22 protein-coding genes are annotated in these 21442 nt (G+C 47.3%); 15 read left to right on the forward strand and 7 right to left on the reverse strand.

What is annotated here, in order from left to right:
• Positions 1-26: 26 nt before the first annotated feature.
• The 3 genes from DWB84_RS09735 (at position 27) to DWB84_RS09745 (ending at position 3752) form a co-directional block, all read left to right on the forward strand.
• Positions 27-536, forward strand: a complete 510-nt coding sequence (locus DWB84_RS09735) for a hypothetical protein (protein ID WP_187409612.1) — start codon at positions 27-29, stop codon at positions 534-536.
• 167 nt (positions 537-703) lie between these two features.
• Positions 704-1393, forward strand: a complete 690-nt coding sequence (locus DWB84_RS09740) for a hypothetical protein (RefSeq protein WP_187409613.1) — start codon at positions 704-706, stop codon at positions 1391-1393.
• Positions 1394-1838: 445 nt separating this feature from the next.
• Positions 1839-3752: a PilZ domain-containing protein gene (locus tag DWB84_RS09745; RefSeq protein ID WP_187409614.1), complete on the forward strand. Its 1914-nt coding sequence runs from the start codon at positions 1839-1841 to the stop codon at positions 3750-3752.
• A 10-nt stretch (positions 3753-3762) separates the two neighbouring features.
• On the opposite strand, the gene DWB84_RS09750 is transcribed toward DWB84_RS09745, so the two are convergent.
• On the reverse strand, positions 3763-4710 hold the full coding sequence (locus tag DWB84_RS09750) for an ABC transporter substrate-binding protein (protein WP_187409615.1): 948 nt from the start codon (positions 4708-4710) through the stop codon (positions 3763-3765).
• A 205-nt stretch (positions 4711-4915) separates the two neighbouring features.
• Here DWB84_RS09750 and DWB84_RS09755 point away from each other — a divergent pair, with 205 nt between their 5' ends.
• From DWB84_RS09755 to DWB84_RS09795, 9 genes are all read left to right on the forward strand, one after another.
• A complete protein-coding gene (locus tag DWB84_RS09755) occupies positions 4916-6814 on the forward strand; it encodes an ATP-binding protein (protein ID WP_187409616.1) in 1899 nt (632 codons plus the stop codon).
• A gap of 30 nt (positions 6815-6844) precedes the next feature.
• Positions 6845-7429 (forward strand): GNAT family N-acetyltransferase, encoded by a 585-nt coding sequence (locus DWB84_RS09760; RefSeq protein ID WP_187409617.1) that lies wholly within the window; start codon positions 6845-6847, stop codon positions 7427-7429.
• A 311-nt stretch (positions 7430-7740) separates the two neighbouring features.
• A complete protein-coding gene (locus DWB84_RS09765; RefSeq protein WP_187409618.1) occupies positions 7741-8502 on the forward strand; it encodes a DUF3450 family protein in 762 nt (253 codons plus the stop codon).
• A gap of 10 nt (positions 8503-8512) precedes the next feature.
• A complete protein-coding gene (locus tag DWB84_RS19040; RefSeq protein ID WP_187409619.1) occupies positions 8513-9811 on the forward strand; it encodes a MotA/TolQ/ExbB proton channel family protein in 1299 nt (432 codons plus the stop codon).
• A 10-nt stretch (positions 9812-9821) separates the two neighbouring features.
• Positions 9822-10238, forward strand: coding sequence for a MotA/TolQ/ExbB proton channel family protein (locus DWB84_RS09775; protein ID WP_187409620.1), 417 nt, complete (start codon positions 9822-9824; stop codon positions 10236-10238).
• A complete protein-coding gene (locus DWB84_RS09780; RefSeq protein WP_187409621.1) occupies positions 10222-10629 on the forward strand; it encodes a biopolymer transporter ExbD in 408 nt (135 codons plus the stop codon). The genes DWB84_RS09775 and DWB84_RS09780 overlap by 17 nt, the downstream gene beginning before the upstream one ends.
• Positions 10622-11308: an energy transducer TonB gene (locus DWB84_RS09785; RefSeq protein ID WP_187409622.1), complete on the forward strand. Its 687-nt coding sequence runs from the start codon at positions 10622-10624 to the stop codon at positions 11306-11308. Before DWB84_RS09780 ends, DWB84_RS09785 begins: the two co-directional genes overlap by 8 nt.
• A gap of 8 nt (positions 11309-11316) precedes the next feature.
• On the forward strand, positions 11317-12702 hold the full coding sequence (locus tag DWB84_RS09790) for a tetratricopeptide repeat protein (RefSeq protein WP_187409623.1): 1386 nt from the start codon (positions 11317-11319) through the stop codon (positions 12700-12702).
• A gap of 11 nt (positions 12703-12713) precedes the next feature.
• Positions 12714-13166, forward strand: a complete 453-nt coding sequence (locus DWB84_RS09795) for a DUF2799 domain-containing protein (RefSeq protein WP_187409624.1) — start codon at positions 12714-12716, stop codon at positions 13164-13166.
• A 47-nt stretch (positions 13167-13213) separates the two neighbouring features.
• Here the strand turns inward: DWB84_RS09795 and DWB84_RS09800 are convergent, their stop codons facing one another.
• A complete protein-coding gene (locus tag DWB84_RS09800; protein ID WP_187409625.1) occupies positions 13214-13909 on the reverse strand; it encodes a glutamine amidotransferase in 696 nt (231 codons plus the stop codon).
• A 145-nt stretch (positions 13910-14054) separates the two neighbouring features.
• Between DWB84_RS09800 and DWB84_RS09805 the strand changes: the two genes are divergently transcribed.
• Positions 14055-14963 carry a LysR family transcriptional regulator gene (locus DWB84_RS09805; RefSeq protein WP_187409626.1) on the forward strand — a complete coding sequence of 303 codons (909 nt, stop codon included), beginning with the start codon at positions 14055-14057 and terminating at the stop codon, positions 14961-14963.
• A gap of 28 nt (positions 14964-14991) precedes the next feature.
• Here DWB84_RS09805 and DWB84_RS09810 read toward each other — a convergent pair whose 3' ends face one another.
• The 5 genes from DWB84_RS09810 to DWB84_RS09830 form a co-directional block, all read right to left on the reverse strand.
• On the reverse strand, positions 14992-15879 hold the full coding sequence (locus DWB84_RS09810; protein ID WP_187409627.1) for a carbon-nitrogen hydrolase family protein: 888 nt from the start codon (positions 15877-15879) through the stop codon (positions 14992-14994).
• Positions 15879-16478 carry a GNAT family N-acetyltransferase gene (locus DWB84_RS09815; protein WP_187409628.1) on the reverse strand — a complete coding sequence of 200 codons (600 nt, stop codon included), beginning with the start codon at positions 16476-16478 and terminating at the stop codon, positions 15879-15881. The genes DWB84_RS09810 and DWB84_RS09815 overlap by 1 nt, the downstream gene beginning before the upstream one ends.
• A gap of 18 nt (positions 16479-16496) precedes the next feature.
• Positions 16497-16904: a ketosteroid isomerase-related protein gene (locus tag DWB84_RS09820; protein ID WP_187409629.1), complete on the reverse strand. Its 408-nt coding sequence runs from the start codon at positions 16902-16904 to the stop codon at positions 16497-16499.
• 160 nt (positions 16905-17064) lie between these two features.
• Positions 17065-17700 (reverse strand): FMN-binding negative transcriptional regulator, encoded by a 636-nt coding sequence (locus tag DWB84_RS09825; protein ID WP_187409630.1) that lies wholly within the window; start codon positions 17698-17700, stop codon positions 17065-17067.
• Positions 17701-17996: 296 nt separating this feature from the next.
• Complete coding sequence (locus tag DWB84_RS09830) at positions 17997-19214, reverse strand: triacylglycerol lipase (protein ID WP_187409631.1); 1218 nt, start codon at positions 19212-19214, stop codon at positions 17997-17999.
• 502 nt (positions 19215-19716) lie between these two features.
• Between DWB84_RS09830 and DWB84_RS09835 the strand changes: the two genes are divergently transcribed.
• Positions 19717-20640: an ABC transporter ATP-binding protein gene (locus DWB84_RS09835; RefSeq protein ID WP_187409632.1), complete on the forward strand. Its 924-nt coding sequence runs from the start codon at positions 19717-19719 to the stop codon at positions 20638-20640.
• On the forward strand, positions 20640-21401 hold the full coding sequence (locus tag DWB84_RS09840; protein ID WP_187409633.1) for an ABC transporter permease: 762 nt from the start codon (positions 20640-20642) through the stop codon (positions 21399-21401). The genes DWB84_RS09835 and DWB84_RS09840 overlap by 1 nt, the downstream gene beginning before the upstream one ends.
• Positions 21402-21442: the final 41 nt, after the last annotated feature.

Genomic DNA, 21442 nt, shown 5'->3' on the forward strand with positions numbered 1-21442 from the left:
TCCACCCGCGAGTGTTTGAAAATGCTGTGGTGGATTATTTGAACTCATACTTTGGTCATGTAAAAACGGGGCAAAAGCCACATTTTCGCGGCCCCCTAAACTGGAAAATTCTCGATATCAGCGACACCATCAAAGCCGCTCTCATGGATATCCACGTTATCGGCAATACATCAAAAGAACATCCAAAATTAAAACGCATGATTTTTTTCCCCATTTCTGACACCCAGATCGTAAATCTTTATTTTGATTTTGGAGGAACCATAATCAGCGGTATAGATTCGGTAAATCCCGCTCCCATGCTGGAGCTTGCCGACAAAATTATCGCTTCATTTCGACTTGAAGTCGGCCCCCAAACCCTTGCCGATTGGAATGCCGTAAAAGCTATTTGTCCGGACATGTCGCCTACATCAGAGTTCGGAGAATTGAAGTGGCCTATTAATCCAAAGGATATTGGCAAAGCTCAGCCACTACCTGAGGAGCCAAAACCTTTGGTGGAGCTGATTGAGCGAGGCAAAGAAAAACTGCAAAAAAATTAATACCTGCTTGGTACCTGGAATCAATTAATATGCTCGATTGGTTACGCTACTTTCCTCTGACATTACGCCACAGCAATGAGCCCGTTACGCCTAGGGGGCCATATATCCCTTGGATGCTGAAACACAAATGGCAATTCAGAGACTCCTACTTCTACCTCCGGTGCCCCATGGCAAATCCCGCAGTGGGTGATCCGGGCCTATGGCGCAAGTCACGATCACCAGGCCGCGGTGACATTACCCAGTATTCTTTTAATAATGGGCAATTGGACTTAATGCACACACAGCAACGCTGGCAACATGAACATTTTTTTGCGAGAACTTGGTTGTTTGTGGGACCATGGTTTATGGGAGTTGAGTCGTTTTTAGCTCTATCCGCCTCCCTGGTTACTCCACATAAACCGGGGATTTTTTCCGATAGCAGTCTCTTCCATCCAAACGTTTTTGAAAGCGCCATCGTGGATTATTTAAACTCATATTTTGGCCATGTAAAAACCGGGGGAAGACCTCATTTCCGCGGCCCTATGAACTGGAGAATTCTTGATATCAGCGACACGATCAAAGCCGCGCTTATGGATATTCATGTGATCGGCAACACGTCGAAAGAAAATCCCAAATTAAATCGTCTCGTTTTCTTCCCCATTTCAGATAGAAAACTAGTGTGTTTGTTTTTCGATTTTGGCGGAACCCCAATCTACAAAGCCGGCAGAGTAAACCCCGCCCCCATGCTAGAGCTTGCCGACAAAATTATCGCTTCATTTCGACTTGAAGTGGGCCCTAAAACCCTTGCCGACTGGAATGCGGTAAAAGCCATTTGCCCGGACATGTCGATTACGCCAGAGTTCGGAGAATTAAAGTGACCTATTAATCCGAAGGATATTGGCAAAGCTCAGCCACTACCGCAGGAGTCAAAACCTTCGGTGGAGCTGATTGAGCGTGGCAAGGAAAAGCTGCCAAAGAATTAACAAACATCTCGATTTAAACTGTCATTTGTTTGAATCGACATATGTTACGCCTGAACATCCTAACCCCTTGAGAATAAAAAAGCGGAGCAAAGCTCCGCTTTTTTATGTGAAAATTTCACAGAAATCCGGCCATCTGGAAGTTTATCTTCTGCTTCAGCGAATACGAGAAAATAATTAATCGCCAAAAGAAATAAAATCAAGCATCTAGCATTTTCACAAAATATAACATGCCTATAGAGTTGAGAATTATGATTAAACTACAGCCGCATGACAATAGCGCGCCAAAGCCAAGCCGGTGCCGAATCGTGTTATCGTCACAGGGCACAAGGGAGATGCATGCATGGACAATTTTTTTATTTTTGATATTTCAGCATCCATAATAATCGCCTATTGCTTCCTGCTGCCAAGCTTTAATGAATGGCCAAAATCAGAGCAAGGCCAGTTTACCAACGCACCAAACTGTTATATTAGCGAGCAAAGATACTTTTTGTTTGGCTCAATCTACGTCGCATCTTATTTATTATTTGCTTTTGCTATTAGTCAAATACCAGAATTAAGTACCTTACTAAACAATTTTATAGATAAATATGACATTGCAAATAGTTCCGCAGGGCAAATAGAAGCATTAAATAATGCGAAGGAAATAGCTGACGCATCAACTAACGCAGAAAAACCTGGCAGTGAAAAAGCAAAAAGCAACCTCGATAATTTCTCTCTAACCGCCTCCATTATTCTACTCGAAGGCGGAATTAAGATGGCTCCACGCTTGCAGACACTAGACGAAAAATGGCGCGGTCATCTTTTGGCTCTCGCCCGCATACCTAAAGATGTACTGAATTTAAAATTCAGTATTTTTACAGCAATGGAACACGGCCTTCCAAATAAAAAACACATTCAAAACATATTAGAACGCCTCAACATGCGACATCCCAAAGCCCATTGGCTGGATTTCGACCTCATAAATTCAGGCTTGGATACTCAAGGCGAGATTAGGCTGCTATTGCTAAAGAATGCCTATTTGGCCCAAGCAAATCGTGCCTTCGATTTAAGTCTATCCGATCAACAAGATCTCATTAAGACAGATGAGCTGATCAATACGACCGTCACCGCATTACCACAATTGGATCTTGAGACGGATCCCGGGGCTTTTTACCAAGGCAAACTCGAACTAACCAATAACCTGAAAATGCTTACTGAAACCCTAGCTCGGAATGCGGTAAAAACACATTCAGACCGAGCTTCTCAAATAGTACGAATCAAACAGTTAGGATTAGATCTCGAATATGTGGATCAAAAAGATTTGAACGGCCATTTATTAAAGCCTGCCATCACAGTCATTATCGGAATATTAGCGCTCAACTTGATAATTGTTTGTGTTGGATTTTGGCTTTTTGATAAATTTGGTGTAAATCCGCTTCCAAACAAAGAAAAATGGTTCACCTTCTCACTGGCAGCGCGTTGGATTGTCGGAGCCTGGATATCGCTTATAGTCGCCATATTTTTCGGATTATTCTTTCGTGAAACCATGAATAACTCGTCAGGCGGCAACAGTCTCATGGGATATTTTTCAGCGTTTTGTTTCGCATTTCTTGGATCCAGCTTGTACTTTCTGGGAGCATCCAAGGTGGGTGACTCAAGCAAATTGTCCATCACCCACTTTTGGCTGGCGATTGCTTTCGCCAGCATGGCTATAGTAACAATGTACAGCTTCACCAAAGATGTTTTCGATCAAAGAGAGGCGGACAAAAATGCTAGAGCGATAGCTTTGGTTTACGGATTGCTTGTGGGAATATTGCATCTCTTCATCATAGTGAGCAAAGACCCTTTGCCTGAACAGATTGATATATTTGCAAGGGGCGCGCTCGGATTTCTTAGAGGATTTTTTGTAGCTTATCTGGTTTCCTACATCATCATGGATTTCCATATGCGAAAGTCATTTGATGGACGCAGAAAATACCCAAGGATGTTCTACCATAAACTCATCACGGGTCAGTACAATGAAATTCAAACCCCAATGCTGGTGAAAAATTTATCTTTTGGCGGAGCACTGGTTCGCTTTCCAGAAAACAAAGTGCCAGAATCAGGTCTTCCCATAGTTATGGACTTTGATTTCGCCTCAATATCAGGGGATGTCATCAGGACCGAGCAAAATCTCGCCCATATCCGTTTCGATCCCGACTCACCAGGACTGAATACTTTGAAGGAAAAAATGCAAGATGCTATAGAATTGCACTATGAGTTGGCCGCCGCTTAGTGCGGCCTTTTTATTTACCCGCATGTTTTGCTTTAATTTTTTCAAACCACTCCTTACTAAACCACAAGCTCTCATCTTCAATTTTCAGAGCTGGGTAGTCTATGGAGATGACTCGGCGCGATTGCAAATTCAAATCGGAAATTGGCTCACCGAAATTTTTGAAAAAGAATTCATCGAAACTCCCATCGGCAACACTCTTTTTTAAACCGCGCTCAATTGCCGCCGCCAGTTTTAGATTATTTTTTTCCACAAAGAAATAATAAGCAGCTGGATAGCGCAATATCAGATTTTTTTCGATGACCAACCCTTCAGCCACGCTTTCGCTTTGTTCCGCGGAAATTTCCAGAATGGAGCGGGGAAATGCCTGAGCGCGGTTTAGTACCACCATACGAAAAAGCCCCTGCCAATTGGATGAGCGCTCCACGGCAAAGCCATTTTCCAAAAGCACCGGAGCATCGGGCCAGTCGTGCCCCTGCACAAACACTTGTTTCTTGAGATCGTCGGCAGATTGGATTTGGTCAAACACAGACTGGCGATCCGGACGGATCAAAAATGCTCGCCAGCCAATTGCTCCTTTATCGAGGGGAATCCGAATGGGTAGCAGTTCCTGCTCGCGCTCAGGCGTGGTATTCAGCCAATGCGCATCATATTGCTTGGACTGGAGAAGGAGCACACTGCGCTTCTCGCTGTAATCCGGCAACTTCACGCCAACCAGACGGTAGGGCTCCCCAGACCGCTCCAGCGCCATTTCCAGCAGTGTCACAAAGTAAGCGTCGCGCTTTGCATAATACGGATGCTGCACCGAGGGATAGCGGACCTCCAAGACCTCCGCGCCTCCCAGAAGCGGCGCCAGATTCAGCGCGGCCAAGAAGAAGCTTTGCATCCAAGATTTGAGTTTCATCGTCATATTCCTATATGAAAAGCTAAAAAAGCATATCATCGCAATCAAAAGAGGCACAATTGGCTGACTTTTCCTATCCTACTGTAGAATGCAGGAGGGTTTGTAGAAGCCCGACTCAGTCCTATTAATTCGGACTCTACAAGCGCCGGGCGGAAGAACGATAAAGGAACGAGCTATTTTAAATTTAAGAATCTCAAAAAAATCCGCTTCCGCCACCAAATCTCTGGCGGCCACCCTTCTTCGTGTCGTTTTAACGATTTACTTGAGCCTCGCGCTACTCCTAACTTTGGGCCAACTGGCGCTGGAATATCAGAACGAAAAAAAACGCCTTACCGAAGAAATCGAAAATGTCGCTCGCACCTTTACTCCGATCATTTCTAAGGCACTCTGGAACGTCGATGATGAGCAACTAAAAACCTCCCTGCTGGGAGTACTCGGTATCAACTATGACGTTCTCCAGGTGCAATTGCTCGATGGCAACGGCATACCTCTTTTTGAATTTCACTCCCCGGCCGATAAACATACCTTTATGAAAGACTGGCCCGGCGTAAACTACCTGGCAGAACTCTTTCTTGAAAAGTACGAATTCCGGTACGACCTCTTTTACCAAAGCGACTTCACCTCACACCGCCGCATCGGTCAGCTGGTGCTGAACAGCAATTCAAATGTAGTACTAAATCGCGCATCCCACACATTTTTGATCACCATAGTCAGCGCCATTTTCAAGACGTCTCTGCTGGCCACAATTTTTTATATCATCATGCGCATCATGGTCGGCGTTCCTTTAACCAGGATCACCAGTGCTATGCGCCGTCTCAATCCCGAAGGCAATCATACTGGGCATAACGGAGACTTTGGTGATCGCCTGTTAAAACGTTCTGATGAGCTCGGAGAAATGGCCAGAACGTTTCAGGAAATGTCTCTCGCGCTGGCAAAGAAAGATAAAGCCCTCAACGATTACGCCAATCATCTGGAAGCCAAAGTCCAGGAGCGCACGCTGGAGCTGGAGAAAGCGTCGCAAGCAAAAAGTGATTTTCTCGCCGCCGTCAGTCATGAAATTCGCACGCCTATGAACGGCATTATTGGTCTATCGCATTTGCTTGGCGAAACCGAGCTGAACGAGCAGCAGCGCCGCTATCTCGAAGTTATGCAAAGCTCCGCAGAGTCACTGACGACTATCATCAACGACATTTTGGATCACCTGAAAATCGAATCTAATAAAATTGAACTGGAAAAAACCTCATTTGACCTGCAAAAAATCATTCATGATTCCATCGAGTTGTTCAGTCACAAAGCGCGGGAATCCAATATCCAGGTTATTTCCAAATTCGATCTGACATGCCCTGAGCAGGTACTCGGCGATCCCACGCGAATTCGTCAGATCTTGGTCAATCTCCTGGGTAATGCATTTAAATTCACTGAATCCGGCACCATCACCGTCAGTGCGAGTGCACAGGGACAGTGGATCAACATGGCGGTTGAGGATACCGGCATAGGTATCGGTGCAGACCAACTGGAGCGCTTGTTCAAACCTTTCAGCCAAGCGGACAGTTCGACCACTCGTCGCTACGGAGGAACCGGACTCGGGCTCGCTATTTGTAAACGCTTGGTGGAACTGATGGGCGGAGAAATTGGTGTAACCAGCAAACCTGGCCACGGCTCCCGGTTTTGGTTCCGCGTACCACTCCCACCCGCCGACACCAGGACTCTCCCAAATGCCGCCGCTACCCCTTCGAGCAAACCTTATCGCGCATCCTATTACCAAGACCTAAGTTCTTTAAGGGTCCTGGTCGCCGAGGATAATCTGGTCAACCAAATGGTGATCACGGGTTACCTCAAGATGTATGGAATCAATCCAGCGGTTGTAACCAATGGACGTCAAGCCATTGATTATTGCAGGCAACACCCCAACGAAATTGACCTGATTTTGATGGATGGCGAAATGCCCGAAATTGATGGTTGGCAAGCAGCCAGAGAAATTCGCGCGCTGGGAGCCCAACGACCGAGTGGAAAATCCATTGTAATCGTAGCCATGACAGCGCACGCATTAGAAACACACGAAGAAAAAGCCATTGAGCATGGCATGGATAAATTTTTAGCAAAACCGATCGATCCAGAAAAACTCAGCGAGATTTTATTGCACGTCAATGGACACACATAAATCATTGCTGTTCAACAAAAGGTTACTACCATGCTGATTCGGCTTGCCGATATTCACGACATTCCAGCAATTTTGGACTTACATTCTCGCTATCACCTATCTTCCATAGCGCCGGAAGATATAGCTCACGGTTTCGTCACTACCAGTTTCACCCAGGCTCAGATAAAAAATTTAATCGAAGAGGAGCAAGGGATAGTCGTTGCCTATGCGCGAGGTCAGATCGCCGGGTATATCATGGCGGCGTCGTGGGAATTTTGGTCGCAGTGGCCAATGTTTGTTTATATGATCGAAAACTTGCATAAACTGACCTTCGACAATCAACCTCTCACCACTGAAAACTCTTATCAATACGGCCCTGTCTGCATCGCCCGAGAATTCCGCGGCCAGGGCTTACTTGAGCGCATGTTCGAATATTCCCGCCAACACATGGAGCGACGATATCCATATTTGGTGACATTTATCAATAAAAGGAATCCGCGCTCATTTATTGCACACACACAAAAAATCGGCCTGCAGGTCATTGCGGAATTTCACTACAACCAAAATGACTTTTACGAATTGGCCTACTCAACAGCCACTCCGTTATCACCAAACGAGAACAAAAAGGATTTTTAATGAACCGATCATGCATAAGAGAGCAATTTCACATTCTGTATTTACAGGTAATCGATTCCATAACACGTAAACTTACACAAGAGCACTAAAACATCTTATCCATCAGCCGAGTTCAGGAAGATCAGGCAGCGTAAGCATTTGAGCTGAGACACGTTGGGTATATTTTCGAGGTAGCACCTAATACTTCCCGAAGTCTTATTTTATAAGGTATGATCCAGAAAGTTTCCTCTGACTTTACCAAAGCAGGAGACTTACCCAACTATAATAATGATGCAAAGCAATGATCCGCCAAGCTTTTTCAAGGGAATATCATGATGCGTTTTCTCTGGATGTTGTCAGTGTTTTTTTTGCTTGCCGAAGCCAGTGCGGAGAGCACTTCCGAACGACTGGTGAATGACTGGCTAAACCTGGAAATCCAAAAGGGCCAACTGAGATCCAATTGGAATCAGCGGGAAAAAGACATAGAACATCGCCTGATGTTAATGGACATTGAGCAAAAAAGACTGGAAGAATCTGTTGCTCAGCGCGCTAATTTGACCAGTGACTCCGACCAGCGCCGGCTCGAATACCTCGAGCAACAAGAAGTGCTCGAACGGGAGCAAGCCGAACTCAAAACCCTTCTGCAAAAGAACCTGCAATTCTCGCAGACTTTGCTACCTCGCCTCCCTCCTCCTCTCCAAGCAGACTGGAAGGATAAAATCGAGCTCTTAAGCACAAGCAACTTAAGCAATAGCGAAAGTTTGCAACGCCAACTTGAATTTTTTAAAGCCATCGAAGAGTTCAACAGCCGCGTTGCCCTACACAAAGGCGCTATCGAAAATCCGGAAACGCGTTCCATATTCGTCACACAGATCTATCTCGGCGTCAGCCAAGGCTGGTACGTAAGCGACGACGGTAAAAGTTATGGATACGGCAGATCGACTCCCTTGGGATGGCGATGGTGGCACAATGAGGATGCTTACCAGGAATTGGGTCGCGAATTGACGCCCAAAATGATCGCCGATGTCTTAAACATTATGGAAAATCCAACGACCGCCGCATTTGTCGCCCTACCGATAAAAGTTGCCCAATAAGGACCCTGCCGTGCCGCGCTTTTTATTCCAGATTTCATCCATGCTGTTGTTGGTTGCACTTTGCAATTTTTCCATTGCACAACAATCACAGACTATCGAAACACAATTATTGGAACGACTCACTAAATCCAAAAACGAGCTACAAGCTCTTGAGAGAGAGATCACCAATAAAAGTAATACCTACGCCGACCGGCTGCGCAAAAAAGAAGCCACTATTCAGGAGCTGAGAAACCAGGCCGCGGCGCAGCAGCGCTTGGCGGATGAACAATTGGTGAGTCTTGAAAAGTTGAAGGAACGCGTGGAGCAATGGTCTGCGCAAAGTCATTATCAGCAACATATTCTTACCGAATACAGCATTGCCACACAGATGAACGTTGCCGATGGATCTAAATATCGCATTTTGGATCTGGCGGCTGAGCGAATTAACGCGGCGCTGAATCCAGCCTGGCAGGAGAGTGACGTTCTCTCCTCCGATGGCCACATTTATGCGGTTCCTTCCCTAACACTTGGCCCCGTATCTATAGGACTTGAAACAGAGACGCAATCCGCAGGTTTGATAATCAAAGAAACTGGTCAACCCTCAAGAATGATCAGCGTTTTTAATTCTGCCTCCAACAAAGAATTTTTTGCACTGCATCAAACCGGCACTGGCTTATACACCTTTGATCCAACGCTTGGAAATGCGCTGCAACTGCATCATCACAACGAAAAATTAACGGACCATCTGCGCAAAGGTGGTTTATGGGCAATTCCGATTCTGATTTTCGGTGCTTTGTCTCTGATGATCGCATTGTTGAAGACTGCACAGATTCTGCGGCTGCCCAAAGTCAAACGCAATTTGGCGGAGGAAATTCAGGCTCTTGTCAATAAAGATGCGGATCACTCCGCGATCGACCAGGTCAGCTCTCAAGCAGGTCCAGACCAGCGCGAACTCGTTTCCATTGCGCGCAGTGTTCCTGTATCCCAACAAAGAGATGATCTGTTGGTCGCATTTTTGATGGAACACAAGCATAAATTGGAAAAATATATGGGCGTGGTTGCAACCAGCGCCGCTATTGCGCCTCTGCTCGGCCTGCTCGGTACCGTATCCGGCATGATCAGCACCTTCAAAATGATGACGATTTTTGGTTCTGGAGACGCCGCTACAGTCTCCGGCGGTATTTCGGAAGCTCTGGTTACCACAGAATTGGGTTTGATCGTGGCAATTCCTTCACTGGTAGTAAGCGCGCTTTTGACACGGCAAATAAAAAGTTATTGCCATAAACTGGAAAATTTCGCCATTAAGCTGAGCAAAATCAGCTTCACTTGAGCAGCAGAAGATGTTGGATCACTACTCACAACAATTATTCCTGCTGGATAACCCGGTGGTTTGGGCCATCCTGCTGGATGGTGTTGTGTGCCATAGTTTGCTGATTCGTTTTTGCATTTTTGAAAGACGTGATCAACGCTGGTTTGATCTAACGCAATATTGGCTTACCGGAATCAAACAAATGCTCACTGCGTTACCGCTTCTCGGCCTGCTGGGAACCATAACCGGGTTGATGCACACATTCATCACCATGTCGAAGGGTGGCGGATTGGCTTTGCAGGAATTGATTACCGGCGGTTTAGGCGATGCGCTGTTTACCACCCAACTGGGCCTAGTGTTAGTGGTGCCCGGCCTGGTGTTGGTAGGCCTGCTGCACCATCAACGACGAAATTGGCTGATCAGGGCTGCACATGAAGTCATCGATTGAACAAAAATTGGAAGAAGCAAAAAGTCAGGACATAGATCTGGCGCCGCTGATCGACGTGGTGTTTATTCTTCTGATCTTTTTTATTGTCACTACCGCTTTCGTCCGCGAAACCGGCGTTCAGGTTGATAAGCCCACCGCTGTATCTACACAAAATCTGCAGAAAAGCGTTTATTTGCTCGCTATTACGGCCTCCGGCGATGTTTTTTATGGTGGCACCAATATAGGTGTAGAAGGCGTGCGATCGACCTTTTTACAACTAAACCGCAACAATCCGCGGCCACTGGTTATTCAAGCCGATAAAAGCGTTCCAACAGAATTATTAGTAAAAGTGTTGGATCAGGCCAAATTGGCCGGTATCGAAAACATCAATATTGCTACCACCAATGAATAGCACTACTGCCCCATCCATGTCGAAAAAGCCGAACCTGCTGTTTACTCTGCTGGTTCCATGGATGTTTGGTGCTTTATCAATTTTCGCATTGTTATCTTTGATCTTGTTAACCAAAGTCGAACCCGCAGAAAAACCGGAAACTCTAGTTGTTCGGCCATTGGATGTGCAATTGACGCCGCCACCCGAACCACCTCCGCCGGAAAGACCGGTTGAACAAACATCCAATCCCACGCCGAGCATCAACTTAATGGGGCCGGGGAACGGGCCGGAACTGACTTATTCCGAAAGCGCCAAGCCCGCAATGAATAATCTGGCAAAAGTGGAACAACCACAATTTGACCGAAATAAAATAGACTTGGCGGCCAATCTCAGCGTCGACTTTCCGATTCTCGAAGTACAGGAACTGGACAGTGTTCCGAGGTTGTTATCCACCAATCGAATCAACTTTCCTCGAACATTAAGAGAGAGAGGCGTTAATCGAGTTGCCACCCAGGTGGAAATTATCATCGATCAGCAAGGCCGGGCCTACGTTAAAAAAATTATTGATCCTGTCTATCCGGAAATGGTCGACATTATTCGCAAAGCAATTAACGATTCCCGTTTTACTACACCCACCAAAAACGGCCGCCCTGTGCAAGCGGTTTATCTGTACACGCTTATGTTTATTAATAAGGTTTAGTGGCAACCATGAGCATTCGAAGGACTGTTTTAGCGGCGGCGCTTTTTCTGACATATACACTTTCTCTATCAGAAGGCACGGCGGCCGCGCCGCAATTTGAGATTAAGCTCGGCAAACCGGAATTTGTTTTACCCCAGTTTACCGGCCCCTACCAGGAGCGAGAGGCCTCTATTGCGCTTGAGGAATATGAGACAGCAGAGCGGCTACGGGAATTATTGGATGCCGGCAAACGTCAGCAAGTTCTTGCGGAATTGGAAAAATTCTATTCCATCGAACTTAGCCCGGCGATGCTCATGCTGCAGGCACAGATTTATTTCTCACTGGAAATGTATGACAAAGCCGAGGCGACCTATCTGGAAGTGCTCAAGCGCATGCCGCAGTTAATAAGAGCCCACAGCGATTTGGGACAGCTTTATTTAGTTCGGGAACAACCGCAAAAGGCCCGTCATCATTTCGCCCGGGCCGTCGCGCTGGGATCGAACGAGGCGCTTGTGCACGGCCAGTTGGCGTATTTAAATCTGACTCAATATGGACCGTACAGTGCAATCAGCAGTTATCAACAGGCCGCTGCATTGGAGCCGGACAATTTTCAATGGCAGCAAGGTTTATTAGCCGCACTGATACAAGCACGCATGTACGATGCGGCGGAAGCGCTGCTCGACGAAATAACCGCCAGAAAACCGAATATGCCGGAGCTTTGGCTGAACAAAGCGACGCTTGCATTACATAAGGAAGATTATCGTCGAGCCCTTACCAGCCTGGAGATGGCGCTATTGCTCGGCAACGAAGATCAGCGCAATCTGCAAACGTCGGCCAAATTGCATTTACAACTGGGCAGCTATGATCGCGCTATGGCCCTGCTGGAAAAAAGCTTCGGCCGCAATGATTTTGATATCGCTAGCGTGACGGAATATTTCACCTGGCTGAGCCACTTGGAACTTTGGGACGATCTGAAAAAGCTCTTGGATATTGCGGGCAAACATCTCGGCAAATTAAAACCTGCGCAGCAAAGCCGCTACTATCTGCATATGGCGCAACTTGAGGTGCAACGAAAGCGTTTCACTCAGGCTGATCAGATGTTTAATCGCTCATTAAATTTGGATCCAACGAACGGCGAATGCCTGCTCGCCTACGCAGAATTTTTAACCAAACAAAAAGATTATATTCGCGCCGAACTGCTCTATATGCGCGCAGATGCATTAAGCAGTGTAGAAAAACAAGCTCAATTAGGCCGTGCTCAGCTGTATATAGAAATGCAAAATTACAAAAGCGCATTGGAACTCTTGCGACAAATCCACCAGAAGTATCCGGACAGTGCCGGCGTCAAGGATAATATCGAGATTATTGAAAATATCATTGCGCTGGATAAATCAAACGATACCAAACTACGTTAGAGGACACTTTTATGAAACAACAAATATTCGGATTGTTAATAGCGGCTAGCTTGAGTGGTTGCGCTGGCAGTGTCAAAGAGGTGTCCTGCGCTGGCCTGGATTGGGAAGATTTTGGCTATCAAACAGGCAAAAAAGGAAAATCCGTGAGAACCTTTGATCCATATAGGGATGGTTGTGGAGAAAATCTGGAGCCAGGGGCTATGAATCAATATCTCGATGGTTATACCCGCGGTATTATTGAATTCTGTACTTACGAAAATGGCTACGAGCTAGGTTCCGAGAATAAAGCCCTGCCGGACGTCTGCCCTACCGAACTGAAACCCGCCTTTGCCAAAGGACATTCCGTCGGTATCATCGAATTTCGCGAAAAGCTGAGCAAGCTTAAACGCTTTAACGAAGATGAAGCCTCCATGCAGGAGCGCACAAGCGCTGAAAAAGCGGCAGACACAAGTTACGGGAAATAAATCTGCCGAGCATTTAGCTCGGCCCAATATTTTCCGCAGCTAGTGAATTATTTTCCCCGCACATATTCCGCAAAATAACGCAACAACTCCGCTGCATGCGGAGTTGATTTTACTTTGGCTGCAACCGGGGAAATTTTTCCCGCGTGCACAAGATGGTCAATATAGAGCTGCATGATGGTTTCATTGAATTCCGGATGAAACTGCACTCCCCATAGATGCTTACCTACGCGATAGCATTGATGCGGTTCACCAGCGCTTGAACCGAGCAAGGTTGCTTGTGGCGGGAGCCGTATAACTGATTGAGCATGAACCAGATGGGCATGGAAGAGAACCGGCAACTTGCTGAACAATGGGTCGCTGTCGACGCCCATTTGCAATTCAATTAAATGACTACCCAGCTCAAAACCATCGTTCCTGTAGCCCACAGCACCACCCAATGCATGGGCGATTAACTGGTGCCCATAACAAATACCAAGTACCGGTAAGTCAACCGAAGCGGCCTGTCTGATCCACTCCGCCAGAGTTTCACTCCAAGGCTCTCTATCGGTCACCATCGCATGAGAGCCGCTGATCACGGCTCCCGCGGTGGTTGTTGGATCAGGCAATTTTTCCACGGTTGCATTCACATGCTGCACATTGGCATCGTTCAGACCAGACGCAATCCAATCACCAAAATCACCGTGGAGAGAAGTAATTTCCGTAAAAGATGTTCCGGCAGAAATGATCAGAATCGGTTTGGCCATAACAACATCCTCAGAAACTGATGAATTTACACTGCATCCCAACGGGCGGCGCAAATGATCGTATGGATCAGGTTTAGTGTACTGTCATTGTGATTAGTGCCGACAAGCTGCACAATTAGGCAAATTTGCAATAGATCTTTGCGGTATGCGCACAAATCCACTACTCCCTTTGATGTACGAAATGGCGGTATTCGTCCAAGTTGTCGAGGCCGGCAGCTTCTCCGAGGCCGCGCGCCAACTAGGCACGGCGCCCTCCGCAGTCAGTCGGGCCATAAGTCGTTTGGAAGCCGCCCTGCACACGCCGCTTTTGCAACGCACCACCCGCAAGCTGCGCTTAAGCGAAGCGGGTGTCGAAGCCTATCGCCACTGTCAGGATATGCTGCGCGCGATTGAAGCAGTGGCAGATGTCGCCGGGGAAAAACAAATCGAGCCATCGGGCAAGCTGCGCATCAGCGCGCCGCGCGCTTTGGGGCGCCATTTAATCCATCCGCATATTGCGGAATTTCTGGCGAAATATCCGCAAGTCGATGTGGTTTTCTCTATGGAAGATCGCCCAGTGGATTTAATCGAAGATCATGTGGATTTGGCGTTTTGCATTACGGACGACCCACCGCCGGGATTAAAAGGGCGCAAATTATTTCGCATCGAACAAATCGTCTGCGCGACCCCGGAATATCTCCAACGCGCCGGCACGCCGCACAACCCAAAACAATTAACCGAACACAGCTGCATTACCCTGAGCGAAAATCCCATAGATTCGCGCTGGAAATTCTCCAAAGGCTCACGCACTTTGCATGTGGATATCAAAGGCCGCTACACGGTAAACCACGCAGCCGCGCGGTTGGACGCAATAAAACAGCATGTGGGAATTGGCTGCGTGCCAAAATTTATGGCCGAAGAGGCTCTTGCGAGCGGGGAGCTTTTGCCAGTCCTGCAGGACTGGCAATTCACGACCAATTATCAGGGGGATGTCTGGATGCTATATCCACCGACTCGGTATGTGCCTTTAAAGGTGAAGAGTTTTGTGGATTTTATTTGTGAAAAATTAATTTGATTCGAAAATAATCTCGACTTGAGTGGAGCTAATTCAGTTCCACCAGCTTCACACTTCCGGACATCTGCTTGGGCCAATCATTAAATGTACGCACTTCCCCGCGCTGGCGTATATCCTCGAGACGGCCGAGATCGACAGTGAATTTCAGCCATTGCGCGCGATCCATAGAGCCAAGAGCGAGCACTCCATTGGAAGAAATGGCCATATCCGGTGGAGCAAAAACGCCTGCGGCGCCGCGGTTGATATCAAGGGCGTTGGTCCAGCTGACATTTCCTACCGTGGGCGACTGCACAACGACACATTGATTTTCCAACGCGCGCGCCATAGCGCCGACACGTACGCGCCAGTAGCCAGCTTCTGTGTCTGTGCAGGAAGGACACAAAATCAGCCTCGCTCCTGCTTCTGCCAGTGCACGTACTTGCAGCGGAAATTCCACGTCGTAACAAATGGCGACGCCGATTTTGCCAAATGGTGTATCAAATAAAGTTTGTGTGCGTGCCGGACTTAACTGCCAGATTTCCCTATCAAACGGTGTTAAAACCAGTTTGGCTTGCACTTCGCTTTTTCCCGAAGGCGCATGAAAGCGCGCGACGTTTTGTATTTCGCCAGCAGAATTTTCTACCGGCAAACTCGGCGCCAGAATAAATAGGCCACGACTGCGCGCAAGCTGTGCAAGATGTGCGTCGATTTCTGGTATCAGCGATTGAATCCCGCGCGTGGCAGCCAATAAATCGCGATTTAATTCCCGGCCCAACACCGCCATGACTTCGGCGCCGCCGTATTCCGGAAATACCAATAAATCAGAATCCTGCGCGGCCTGGTCCACCCAACGGGTGATCTTGGCGAAAAATTCCGCCAGATTTTTCGGCTCTTCGATGGGGTATTGTGCTGCAGCTATACGGATGACTTGGGACATCAGAACTCCTTCATCCAATAGGCCATTGGATGCGGCAGCGATGGGCCGCCGGCTTCCTCTGGCCAGTCGTAAATGGCTTCGACTCCAGGCAGACGAAAATAACCGCGCTTATTCCAGAAGGAATCGAGCGGAGAATAATCCGCTGGACGTCGCGGATCGTCGGCAGATCGCACCACGGCGCAAAAACAGGCAGCGCTGTAGCCAAGCGATTTGGCGTGAGCTTCGCGCGCATCAAAAAATGTGTGGCCTATACCGTAGCCGCGATAGGCAGGGTCCAATACGGATTCGCCAAAATAAAAAATCTTGCTGAGGTCGTATCCCGCCGCCGCTAAAGGCGCGGAAAATTCTTGATGGTGGCCAGCCAAAGAAGAGCCGGTCGCACAGCCGATCACATCACCCGCCGCATTGGTTGCAGCCACGACCAAAGCATCCGGTGCTGCGGCGAATTGACGCAGATATTTTTCCTCGTAGGCGACAGAACCTGAGTATAAATACGGATAGGCGGCAAAAATGCGGATGCGCAAATCCGCAAGACGAGGAATCAATTCTTCAATTCCCGCGCCACAAACACTTTTGATTTCGATATCGCTTCTTTTCATAAGGCTATTGTCTTTCCATCACGCCTGGGACACCTGGCGCAGCCATTCTTTCAAGTTGTAGTAAGTGGTGACTCGGTCGATAAGGCCATTGCGCACTTCGAAGAATGCTCCCGCAGGTAACTTGTAGGTCTGGCCGCGCGCTTCGGGCAAATCGCCATCTGTTTTCTTATAGACACCATTGACGATAAATTCCGCAGCGGCGCGAGTGCCATCCGGAGAGGTCATAATGGCGATATCGGTCAGGTTTTCGTCATAACAAACATCCATATAACTCACGAAATCGCGAAATTTCTCCTTGCCGCCGCGCCGGTTTCCTTCATTGACATCGTGGCGGATGGAGTCAGATACGCAGGCCAGCATGGCCTCCCAATTCTTGGCATTAAAGGCGGCGTAATAGCGGGCAATAAGTTCGGCTGTTGCTGTCATTTGCGGTTCCACAAGAAGGATAAAGGACACTTTCCCCCAGCGTTGCGCTTACCTGGAGGAGAAAAGCTTATTTTATTGCAGAGCAAGGGCAATGTGTACTTATGTTGCTGGCGCAACACTTATGGATCTTGAATGCGTCTTTATAATTCCAAAATCTTTGTTAAACCGCTGGCGATTGAAAATTCAAATCCATCAAATTCGCCAACTCATGGTTCCCCTGCTCGCGCAAACCTTTAATTGCACCGGCTTTATCTGCAGCTGAGCGATTTTGACTGAGCTTCCATTTGCCGACCAATTTGCTGATGACAATTTCAATGCCGACAATATGCTTGGCCAGCATATCGGTAAATTCCTGAGGTGCATCACCAACTGACCAAGGTTTCGCAAATACGGATTCTTGTCGATCGGTTAATTTTTCGATATGAGCCTTAATAAATTGCGCTTCATGAATAACACGAATATTTCCGTAGGCTTGTACTACAGCGAAATTCCAGGTCGGCACAACTTTGCCGGTTTCCTGCTTCAACGCATACCAGGATGGCGAGATATAACCGTCCGGCCCGTGAAAAACCACTAAAGCCTTAGCCCCGTCTGCCTTTTGCCATACAGGATTTGCCCGTGCGACATGACCAACCAGAGTGCCATAAGGCCCTGGCTCTTTGCGCAATTCAAAAGGAATATGATCCGCGCAAAATTCTTCGCCATCGAGTGTGATTAAGGTGGCGAAGGGATAATTTTGCATTAGCTGGCGCATAGCATCCCTGCTGGGAGGTTCGAAGTGTTGGGGAATATACAACTAAAGTCTCCTAATGTATTCACGACAAGGGATCACTAGCTTGTATCGATCCAGGCTTTTTATCAACAGATAAAAGCCTACTACAGTTCAAACATTCCCCAACCAGGCTGGCATAAATATGCACCGGCACAATCTTGAACAAGTATGCATCACGGCTTTATTTTGGAGATGACAGCCAGAATACGTTATTGCGGCCTCCCAAGGGCATAGGCTCGCGGTTCAAGCGAATTTCCACCAATGTCGTCGTAAATGGGTAAAAGAATTTGAACTTCTCGGTATGAAAAAATGGGGAAAGATCAAACTGCGCGTCCCATTTTCCTCGGGGATTTTTTTTTACCTGCAGCGTTGAAACGCTCGCTGCCTTTACCGTAATAACACACAAGCTCGGTGCCTGTAGTGGCGATTAGCTTCATATGCAGCTCTTCCAAAACCTCCGGCTGCAGATGATCCAGATCGACATGGAAACAACGCAAGCTTTTATCATATTCGTAAACGTGCACATCGAGATCAAAATCGGTAAGGCATGCACTGCCCTTTTGTTTTCGACAAAGCTGCATGTTCCAATCACTAACCGGATCGCCCCGCTCATCAACAACGCGGACCACAAATTGCTGCCAGCGCCTCATCTTTTCACGCGTGGTTTTGGTTTTTTCCAATGCATTGTTCACCCAATCGGTAAATTCATTTCTGCTATTGACTTTAAATGCATCTACCACCAGCGCAATCAACTCTTTCGATGGTTCGCGCAAAATGGATCCGTGATCTGCATCATCAATTGGAATTAAAGGGATTTGCGGATTTCCCCAGGGTTCGAGTTTTACGCGCTCGCCATCCGGAACATCTTCCAGCAGTTTGATGGTTATCTTGCGGGTGTTGAGAGGACAGCCGGCCCAGCGAACTGTACCGTCGCTGCCATCTGGATTAATTAATGAAGAGAGTCCTTTGTAACCGCGATTTCCACAAAAGGTAAAAACAAACGGCGAATCCTCATGGTCGGAAAAGATTGCGTTTTCACCTATAAGATCCTTATGGGCGAGATCCCAAGTAAAAGCACTTCCCAATTCAAGCGCACTCAAAACCTCATTCCCCGCCTCTAAAAAATCCGGCTTGAGAATGGCTTTTGAACCTTTAAACACTGCCCCCAACCAGCTACGCCCCTTATGGGCTAATGGCGAACCAAACGAGGCTGGCGCCAATGCAATTAAACGTCTAAGCCGCTTTTTGCGGTGTTCTTCGGTGGCGTAGGTTGTCAACCAGGATCTTATAACCAACATCCCTGTGGAATGGACAATCGCATCAAAGGGTTCATTTGGGTCCAAACCGGCTTCATATTTCAAAGCGCGATCAAAACCTTCCGCGATATCTTTAATTGTGACTTCATTGGACAAGGAAACATAGTTTCCTACATAGATCTGCGTAACATCGTATCCTGCGTTCGCCAAAACTTGGTGCCACTTGGCGAATGAATCTCCTTTATCAGAATAGCCGTGAATTAAAACGATTGTATTAGCCATATCCATGCCCTCAAACGTTTATCAATTAATCATGCTTTACTCCAACTGCTGTTCGTAGGATTACAATAAATCATTGCATCGACACAAAGGCAAGCCATTTTGTCACTTCTGCAAGTGGAAAATTTCCCTGGTTTAATTTTGAAAAAGCCATTCTAATCTTTAGTTTTTTTATCCGGGTTTCTTCCTCCCCAAAATGACTCAACTCTCGACTTTGTTGAAGTCGGTTTATTTTCGGGCCGCATCAAAAGCTATCCTTGTCCACCTACAGAGAGAGGGGTAGCTCACGTTGAATTATGCGCCAACATAAAAACAAAATTTGACAGTTCGCCATCGCAACCAAATGTATACTGTCGATTTTGTCGATCATTAATCGACTAGGGGAAATGAGAGGTTTATGCTCGCCATTCTCAACGTTTCCCCGCACTCGCCATTCATAAAACGGAGCCATATGGGCAAACGGCCTTGGATTACAATCAACTGACACCAGCACGAAGGAGTTCATGTGCAATCGATTCTTTCCGTTCAAAATCTCAGCAAGGTATACCCTGGCGGTTTCCATGCACTTAAATCCATCAATCTCGATATTTACCACGGTGAAATATTTGCTCTTTTAGGCCCCAATGGTGCAGGCAAAACGACTTTAATCAGCATTATCTGCGGCATTGTTAATCCGGGCGAAGGGAAAGTGGTGGCTGGCGGGTTCGATATCGTTAAAGACTTTCGTTCCGCCCGACAGCTTATTGGCCTGGTTCCGCAAGAACTGTCTGTGCCTATTTTTGAAACCGTTTGGGACACAGTGAAATTTAGCCGAGGTCTGTCTGGCAAACCTTTGGATGCGGCCTATCTGGAGCAATTGCTGCGCGATTTGTCCCTTTGGGATAAACGCCACTCCAAAATTATGACCTTATCCGGCGGCATGAAGCGACGCGTCTTGATTGCCAAGGCCTTGGCGCACCAACCGCGCATTCTATTCCTCGATGAACCCACCGCAGGCGTAGACGTGGAACTGCGCCGGGATATGTGGCAAATGATTCGCGGGCTGCGCGATAACGGCGTGACCATTATTCTGACCACCCATTACATCGACGAAGCGGAAGAAATGGCGGATCGCATCGGCGTTATCAATAAAGGTCAATTGATCCTGGTGGAAGAAAAAGTATCGTTGATGAAAAAGCTGGGCAAAAAACAGCTCACTTTGCAGCTGGCCCAGCGACTCAGCGAAATTCCCGCGAGTCTGGCGGAATACCCACTCAGCCTGAGCAGTAATGGTGAACAATTGATTTATACCTACGACGAGCAAAACGAGAAGGTCAAAATCACCGATTTGCTGCGCCGCCTGGCGGATTTGCAAATCGAGTTCCGCGATTTGAATACATCGCAAAGTTCACTGGAAGATATTTTTGTCAGCTTGGTGGAGGGCAAATAATGAATTTCTACGCAATCAAGGCCATTTATTTATTCGAAATGGCGCGCACTTGGCGCACCCTGATGCAGAGCATCGCCTCGCCGGTGCTGTCGACCTCACTGTATTTTATTGTATTCGGCTCTGCCATAGGCTCGCGCATGGCGGAGATCGACGGCATTAGCTACGGTGCTTATATTATCCCCGGTTTGATTATGCTGACCGTCTTAACAGAGAGCACGTCCAACGCGTCCTTCGGCATTTATATGCCGAAATTTTCCGGCACTATTTATGAAATTCTCTCCGCTCCCATTTCCGCCGCGGAAATTGTGATCGGCTATGTTGGCGCTGCGGCGAGTAAATCCATTGTTTTGGGATTGATCATTCTAATAACGGCCACATTTTTTGTGGATTTTTCCATCCAACATCCTTTTTGGATGCTGGCGTTCCTGGTTTTGACCTCCATCAGTTTCAGCCTTTTGGGATTTATTATCGGAGTTTGGGCGCAGAGTTTTGAGCAACTGCAAATTGTGCCTTTGATGATCATCGCCCCGCTGGCGTTTCTCGGCGGTAGTTTTTATTCCATCCATATGCTGCCGCCGCTTTGGCAAACCATTACCTTGTTTAATCCCGTGGTATATCTGGTGAGCGGGTTTCGCTGGAGTTTTTACGGCGTGTCCGACGTGCAGGTGGGCATCAGTCTCGGGATGATCGGAATATTTATTTTGATTTGTCTTGCGATCATCGCCTGGATGTTTAAGACGGGTTATAAACTGAAAGTTTAAAAAAATTCTCGCAGCCGGAAGACATTAAAGTGGCCAGATTG

The organism is Saccharophagus sp. K07 (assembly GCF_014336955.1).
GTDB lineage: Bacteria > Pseudomonadota > Gammaproteobacteria > Pseudomonadales > Cellvibrionaceae > UBA5868.

Excerpts from the sequence above, each read along its gene's own strand:
- DWB84_RS09775 (WP_187409620.1), top strand. The coding sequence starts at position 9,822 with ATGTTGGATCACTACTCACAACAATTATTCCTGCTGGATAACCCGGTG.
- DWB84_RS09785 (WP_187409622.1), top strand. The coding sequence starts at position 10,622 with ATGAATAGCACTACTGCCCCATCCATGTCGAAAAAGCCGAACCTGCTG.
- DWB84_RS09805 (WP_187409626.1), top strand. The coding sequence starts at position 14,055 with ATGCGCACAAATCCACTACTCCCTTTGATGTACGAAATGGCGGTATTC.
- DWB84_RS09815 (WP_187409628.1), bottom strand. The coding sequence starts at position 16,478 with ATGAAAAGAAGCGATATCGAAATCAAAAGTGTTTGTGGCGCGGGAATT.
- DWB84_RS09790 (WP_187409623.1), top strand. The coding sequence starts at position 11,317 with ATGAGCATTCGAAGGACTGTTTTAGCGGCGGCGCTTTTTCTGACATAT.
- DWB84_RS09810 (WP_187409627.1), bottom strand. The coding sequence starts at position 15,879 with ATGTCCCAAGTCATCCGTATAGCTGCAGCACAATACCCCATCGAAGAG.
- DWB84_RS09840 (WP_187409633.1), top strand. The coding sequence starts at position 20,640 with ATGAATTTCTACGCAATCAAGGCCATTTATTTATTCGAAATGGCGCGC.
- DWB84_RS09765 (WP_187409618.1), top strand. The coding sequence starts at position 7,741 with ATGATGCGTTTTCTCTGGATGTTGTCAGTGTTTTTTTTGCTTGCCGAA.
- DWB84_RS09820 (WP_187409629.1), bottom strand. The coding sequence starts at position 16,904 with ATGACAGCAACAGCCGAACTTATTGCCCGCTATTACGCCGCCTTTAAT.
- DWB84_RS09800 (WP_187409625.1), bottom strand. The coding sequence starts at position 13,909 with ATGGCCAAACCGATTCTGATCATTTCTGCCGGAACATCTTTTACGGAA.
- DWB84_RS09795 (WP_187409624.1), top strand. The coding sequence starts at position 12,714 with ATGAAACAACAAATATTCGGATTGTTAATAGCGGCTAGCTTGAGTGGT.
- DWB84_RS09780 (WP_187409621.1), top strand. The coding sequence starts at position 10,222 with ATGAAGTCATCGATTGAACAAAAATTGGAAGAAGCAAAAAGTCAGGAC.
- DWB84_RS09830 (WP_187409631.1), bottom strand. The coding sequence starts at position 19,214 with ATGGCTAATACAATCGTTTTAATTCACGGCTATTCTGATAAAGGAGAT.
- DWB84_RS09745 (WP_187409614.1), top strand. The coding sequence starts at position 1,839 with ATGGACAATTTTTTTATTTTTGATATTTCAGCATCCATAATAATCGCC.
- DWB84_RS09760 (WP_187409617.1), top strand. The coding sequence starts at position 6,845 with ATGCTGATTCGGCTTGCCGATATTCACGACATTCCAGCAATTTTGGAC.
- DWB84_RS09740 (WP_187409613.1), top strand. The coding sequence starts at position 704 with ATGGCAAATCCCGCAGTGGGTGATCCGGGCCTATGGCGCAAGTCACGA.